Raw genomic sequence first — 6,000 nt, 5'->3', positions numbered from 1 at the left:
GTGGCAAACCGGGTAGTTCAAGATGTGGATCAATTTGTGAGCCCTATACAAATAGAAGTGGAAACAACGGATTAAATGGCTCGGTAGGATTAAATGGACATATGGGCAATAACGGCTCTGCTAAAGTTCTTACTCGAGGAATTTTTAATGTTAATTTTCTAAAAGATTTTCTATCAACATGGGCAAATGGCGTAAAAAGCGCTGATAAAGATATCCTTATGGTCATCCAAAGCTCAGGCGTAAGTGATTCGAAGAACTAGCATTTAGCCTTACTAATAAATTAAACTGAGATTGTATACACTAAAAAAGGCCACTTTATGAGTGGCTCTTTTTAATCATCAATTAATTCTTCTTTATAATACAAAGCGTCTAGCTTATTTCCTATTAATTCGATATAAGGCAAAGCCTATTCCCGCTAATCTTAACTCATTCACAGCGAAAATGCCATGCTTCGTTCAAAAAGTTGCGGTTAAGTACTTCTTATTTTATATATTGATTAACCAATACAACTTTAAGAATATATTCAAGTAAAATATGATTGTCAATACTTTAAAAACCATTTTAAATAGAGATTTAAATAAGCTAATGTTAGAGATAGCTGCTTATCAAGAAGAAACTAATCTTTGGAAAATCTCAGGAGATATTAAAAATTCTGCTGGCAACTTGTGTCTACACTTGATAGGAAATCTAAATACTTACATAGGTGCAGCACTTGGCAACTCTGGATATATTAGAAATAGAGAATTAGAGTTTTCATTAAAGGATGTTCCAAAGTCAGAACTATTAATAATGATTGAGCAAACTATTACAATTGTGAATGAAACATTAAATCAACTCAAAGAGGAAGAACTACAAAAAGAATATGCGATAAAAGTCTTTGAAAATAAAACCACAACTGGCTTTTTTCTTGTTCATTTAGCCACTCATTTGGCTTATCATTTGGGCCAGATCAATTATCACAGGCGAATTATTGATTAATACCACCTGCATTTAACCACTACAAGAATTGTTTTTTTAACGTATCAAATTTAATGCTCAATTTTAAGAAAGCAGGCTTAAATACTAATTAAGGGCCAAAATATAGTTTAATATGAGTGCGATTAAACCGTAAAATTTAGCATAAGTGTTAACGCACATTTAAAAATAGTTCTATATAATAAGGTTTAATTCTACTATTTTGGATGTATCCAAATATATAGTAAAATGAAAATCTTATCTGCCGTACCTCTTGCATTTGCCATAATTCTGGTTTCTTGTGCTTGCAAAAAAGGAACTAAAACCACTACCGATAATGGCACCCCTATTATCCCTCCTGTTACTACTCCTGTAGCCAGTGATGTTAGTTTTTGGTTAACTACAGGAGATAAATCTGCCTTGCTACAAAAACAAAATGTTGCTTTAAACTTTACAGTTACCAATAATAGCAACACTACCTTAGAAGTGGATGAAGCACAGGTTTTTCAATCTATTGATGGATTTGGCTATACTTTAACAGGCGGAAGCGCTACTTTACTAAATAGTTTAGGTGCTACCGAAAAGGATGCATTATTAAAAGAATTGTTTTCTACCGAAGAAGGCGCCATTGGCGTAAGCTACTTACGGATTAGCGTTGGCGCATCAGATTTAAGTGCGAATGTTTTCACGTACAACGAAAGACCAGTTGGGCAAACAGATATCAATCAGGATAATTTCTCTATCGCCGCAGAAATGACAGACTTAGTTCCTATCCTTAAAAAGATTTTGGCAATAAATCCTACCATCAAAATTTTAGGTTCACCGTGGACAGCACCAACTTGGATGAAAACAAACAATGCTTACAAAGGCGGAAGTTTGAAACCGGAATATTATCAGTCGTATGCTACCTATTTTGTAAAATACATTAACGCGATGAAAGCGCAAGGCATTCCTATTGATGCGATTACCATACAAAATGAACCTTTGCACCCAGGCAATACGCCAAGTATGTACATGGAAGCGGCAGATCAAGCTATTTTTATCAAAACTGCTTTAGGTCCTGCATTTCAGACTGCAGGCATAACTACTAAAATAATTGTGTACGATCATAATGCAGATCGCCCAGATTACCCATTGTCTATCTTAGCAGATCCCGCTGCAAATCGGTATGTGGATGGCTCTGCATTCCATTTATATGGCGGTAACATTTCGGCACTTACCCAAGTTCATGATGCTTACCCTACTAAAAACGTGTATTTCACAGAGCAATGGGTTGGTGGGCCTGGCAACTTTGCTGAAGACTTAAAATGGCATGTTTCTACCTTAATTATTGGTGCTACCCGTAATTGGAGCAGAAATGTATTAGAATGGAATTTGGCAGCAGATGCAAATTACAATCCACATACCCCAGATGGCGGTTGCACTACCTGTTTAGGTGCCTTAACCATTAGTCCTTCAGTAACTAGAAATGTAGCCTATTACATCATTGCACATGCCTCTAAATTCGTGAGACCTGGATCTATGCGAATTGGCTCTACCTTAAATAGCACCTTACCTAACGTTGCTTTTAAAACTACTGATGGTAAAAGAGCATTAATTGTCACCAATACCAGCAATACGGCACAAACATTTAACATTAAACACAATAGCAAAATAGTAACAACCACTTTACCAGGAGGTGCAGTAGGCACTTATGTTTGGTAAAAAAGATCTTTATACGTAAGTTTTGTTGATTTAGTTAATCCCGGTTTACCGGGATTTTCTATTTAGAGGAAATCTTAGGTTCACACACTTGTCTTTGCGAGAAGCATAGCGACGTGACAATCTCCTAATTGGTTTTATAACTTGTTGTTTAAGTATGAAGGAGATTGTACCATAGGCACTCCTATGGAGCCGCAGTCGATGAAGAATCTCCTTCGCAAAGACGAAAAGCCTAGATTTTCATAAATCAAAACTTTAATCCCTACTAATTGTTCCTATATTTAAATTAAAACATCGAGTATGAAAAAAATAGCTTTTCTTTTAATCGGCTTTGCCGGATTAATATTTGCTTGCCAGAGTAACAAAACAGAACAAAATGAGAATGATACAGTTGCATTAGACACCAATGTACAAGCTGGAACACAACAGTTTTGTTATTCGTATATAAAAGACAAAGACACCGCAACGTTGAAGGTAATGACTAGTGGCACCATTACTACAGGCGAATTAAACTATAACTTATACGAGAAAGATAAAAATAACGGTATTGTAGAAGGCGAACTTCACGGCGATACCTTACTAGCGGAATATACCTTTAACTCTGAAGGAAAGGAATCGGTTAGACAGGTAGCTTTTCTAAAAAAAGGAAATCAATTATTAGAAGGTTTTGGTGATGTTGTTGAGGGAAAAAATGGTAAAATGATGTTTAAAGACACTTCTAAATTAACTTTTGGACAGTCAATTGTTTTTACCAAAGTAGATTGCCAGTAAAGAGCTTACGATGCAAATGCGATAGCTATAGGATCAAGCTGGGCATGACGATTTATGAACTCACTTTAAACCCTTCAAAACGTTCCCAAAAACCATCAACAGGTAGTTTGGCAAATATTTTAATAGGTTCCTTTTGCACAGGGTGAATAAATTCCAATTGTCTGGCATGTAAACAAATGCTTCCTTTTCTGCTACCACGAGGATATCCATATTTATTATCACCCACAATTGGGCAATTCATTGTAGAAAGTTGTACTCTAATTTGATGCGAACGACCTGTTAACGGATTTACTTGTAATAAATAAAATCCACCGAGTTCGCCTATTAATTTATAATCCAATTCAGAACGCTGGCTATCTGGCACTTCTTTATTATAGGCCGTGACTACATTCTTCTGTGGGTTTTTAATTAACCAATGAACTAAGTTTCCTTCCACTCGGGCAGGCTTGTTGCGCACTACAGCAAAATACGTTTTGCGCACTTCACGGTTTTTGAAAACAGCATTCATCCGCTCTAGAGCCTTGCTAGTTTTAGCAAATAAAATCACCCCACTCACTGGTCTATCTAACCGATGAATAACTCCTAAAAAAGCACCATTTGGTTTATTGTATTTAGTCGCAATGTATTTCTTAACCTGTTCGTCTAGAGGTTCATCACCTGTTTCATCAACCTGTACAATATCACCAGCACGTTTATTAATAGCTATGAGGTGGTTATCTTCGTATAAAATATCGGTTTCGGTAATTGGCATTAAAGTATCTAATTAATTTTCTTGTGTCTTTCTTGCTGGTCTTTCACAATCTTATCCCAAGCTTCTCTTGTTAAAGTAACGAGTGCATTTTTCCTAATATCCCAAATACTCACATTTTTTGCTGATAAAACATAGTGTTGTGTCCAGTTGGTAAATTTACTGTACAACATTAAAGTGCAAATATCTGTTGCTGTGATATAATCACCAGTTTCGGGCAAATGTGAATGCACAGATATTAGTACGCTATCTGTTTTTGTGAAACTTATAGGAATAAGATTTTTATGCAGTTTTTTAATTCCTGCAATTTCATTTTCTTTGGTAAAATCGATTAAATAATCATTGCCTAAAATTACAGTTCCGCTTAATTTGGGACTTGTCAATACATATGCCTTCTTTACGTTGTTATCAATAACAGGAATAATGTTTAGCTCAGTATTATTATACCTCTTAAACGTTGTATCAGAATTTATTTTATCTAAAGTAAGTTTTCTTATGGTATAAAAATTGGTTTCCTCGTTAGAAAAACCCCGTTCGGTTAAATCTACATTTGCGGTTTTAACATTATAAGTGCTATCAAAAGCCATCGTTCCAATTACCCTAGGCTGCTCTCCTTTTGAAAAGAATATACATTTGTAGGTTTCATTATCAGGATAAGAAAAGTAACCTCCAATGTTTTCTTTGTTGGCATACTTCTCTATAAAAATATCGGTTCCAAACCAAGAAGCCATCTCGGAGCGATACAACATTTTCCCTTCTTTAACGATGGCTAATGTTTCTTTATTTGTTTGTGCATTAGCGATACTATATAAGCAGAAACTAATGAAGATGAAGAGCGATTTTTTCATTGGGTCTGTTAATACTGTTCTTTCTCGTTAGGGAAATCTTTTGCCTTTACATCCTTAATATAAGATTGAGCTGCACCTAAAATTCCATCGTATAAATTAATATATTGACGTAAGAAACGAGGTTTAAATCCTTTAGTTAAGCCAATCATATCATTCACTACCAAAACCTGGCCGTCGCAATTTGGACCTGCACCAATACCAATGGTAGGGATACTTACACTTTCGGTAACCTCTTTAGCCAGCTTGGCTGGGATTTTTTCCAACACTACTGCAAAGCAACCTGCATTTTGCAAAGCGATAATATCTGTTTTTAATTTGTTTGCTTCTTCTTCATCTTTCGCCCTAACAGTGTAGGTGCCGAACTTGTAAATAGACTGAGGAGTTAAACCCAAATGACCCATTACAGGAATACCTGCTGTTATAATTCGCTGAATAGACTCTACCACTTCCACTCCGCCTTCTAGCTTTACACCATGTGCACCAGACTCTTTCATAATACGGATAGCAGAGTTTAAAGCTTCTTTTGAGTTTCCTTGGTACGAACCAAAAGGTAAATCGACTACTACAAAAGCACGACTAGCTCCTCTTACTACTCCTTGAGCATGGTAAATCATTTGATCTAAAGTAATTGGCAAAGTAGTTTCGTGACCAGCCATTACATTAGAAGCTGAGTCCCCTACCAATAAAACATCTAAACCGGCATCATCTAAAATGGTTGCCATCGAATAATCATAAGCAGTTAGCATCGCGATTTTTTCACCACGTTGTTTCATTTCTTGCAAAATGTGAGTAGTAATTCGCTTTATTTCTTTGTTTACAGACATGTTCTTTGTTTTGTAAGGCAAAATTAGGTTTTATTATTGTAAAAGGAACAAAGATTTAGTTGCGTAAATATGGTTTAAGTTATCCTACTTTAAATGATTAAAAATTTCAAAAAATATATTGAAAAAACCATTGAAAAAACTACCTTTGTATCCT

7 protein-coding genes are annotated in these 6,000 nt (G+C 35.5%); 4 read left to right on the top strand and 3 right to left on the bottom strand.

All coding sequences use genetic code 11. From position 1 onward, the window contains the following. The 4 genes from WC622_RS06820 to WC622_RS06805 all read left to right on the top strand — a co-directional run. On the top strand, positions 1–260 hold a 260-nt coding region (locus tag WC622_RS06820), incomplete at its 5' end, for a hypothetical protein (protein ID WP_372818531.1). A gap of 274 nt (positions 261–534) precedes the next feature. Continuing rightward, complete coding sequence (locus tag WC622_RS06815) at positions 535–978, top strand: DinB family protein (RefSeq protein ID WP_372818529.1); 444 nt, start codon at positions 535–537, stop codon at positions 976–978. A gap of 225 nt (positions 979–1,203) precedes the next feature. Continuing rightward, positions 1,204–2,658 carry a glycoside hydrolase family 30 beta sandwich domain-containing protein gene (locus WC622_RS06810; protein WP_372818527.1) on the top strand — a complete coding sequence of 485 codons (1,455 nt, stop codon included), beginning with the start codon at positions 1,204–1,206 and terminating at the stop codon, positions 2,656–2,658. Positions 2,659–2,955: 297 nt separating this feature from the next. Next, a complete protein-coding gene (locus WC622_RS06805) occupies positions 2,956–3,426 on the top strand; it encodes a hypothetical protein (RefSeq protein WP_372818525.1) in 471 nt (156 codons plus the stop codon). A 52-nt stretch (positions 3,427–3,478) separates the two neighbouring features. Here the strand turns inward: WC622_RS06805 and WC622_RS06800 are convergent, their stop codons facing one another. The 3 genes from WC622_RS06800 to panB are packed head-to-tail and all read right to left on the bottom strand — an operon-like array spanning position 3,479 to position 5,846. Continuing rightward, positions 3,479–4,177 (bottom strand): RluA family pseudouridine synthase, encoded by a 699-nt coding sequence (locus WC622_RS06800; RefSeq protein ID WP_372818523.1) that lies wholly within the window; start codon positions 4,175–4,177, stop codon positions 3,479–3,481. An 8-nt stretch (positions 4,178–4,185) separates the two neighbouring features. After that, positions 4,186–5,022: a hypothetical protein gene (locus tag WC622_RS06795; RefSeq protein WP_372818521.1), complete on the bottom strand. Its 837-nt coding sequence runs from the start codon at positions 5,020–5,022 to the stop codon at positions 4,186–4,188. 8 nt (positions 5,023–5,030) lie between these two features. Continuing rightward, complete coding sequence (gene panB, locus WC622_RS06790; protein ID WP_372818519.1) at positions 5,031–5,846, bottom strand: 3-methyl-2-oxobutanoate hydroxymethyltransferase; 816 nt, start codon at positions 5,844–5,846, stop codon at positions 5,031–5,033. Between the last annotated feature and the right edge of the window lie 154 nt (positions 5,847–6,000).

It is taken from the genome of Pedobacter sp., from assembly GCF_041662865.1.
Lineage (GTDB): Bacteria > Bacteroidota > Bacteroidia > Sphingobacteriales > Sphingobacteriaceae > Pedobacter.
This window is presented reverse-complemented; position numbering and strand designations above follow the sequence as displayed.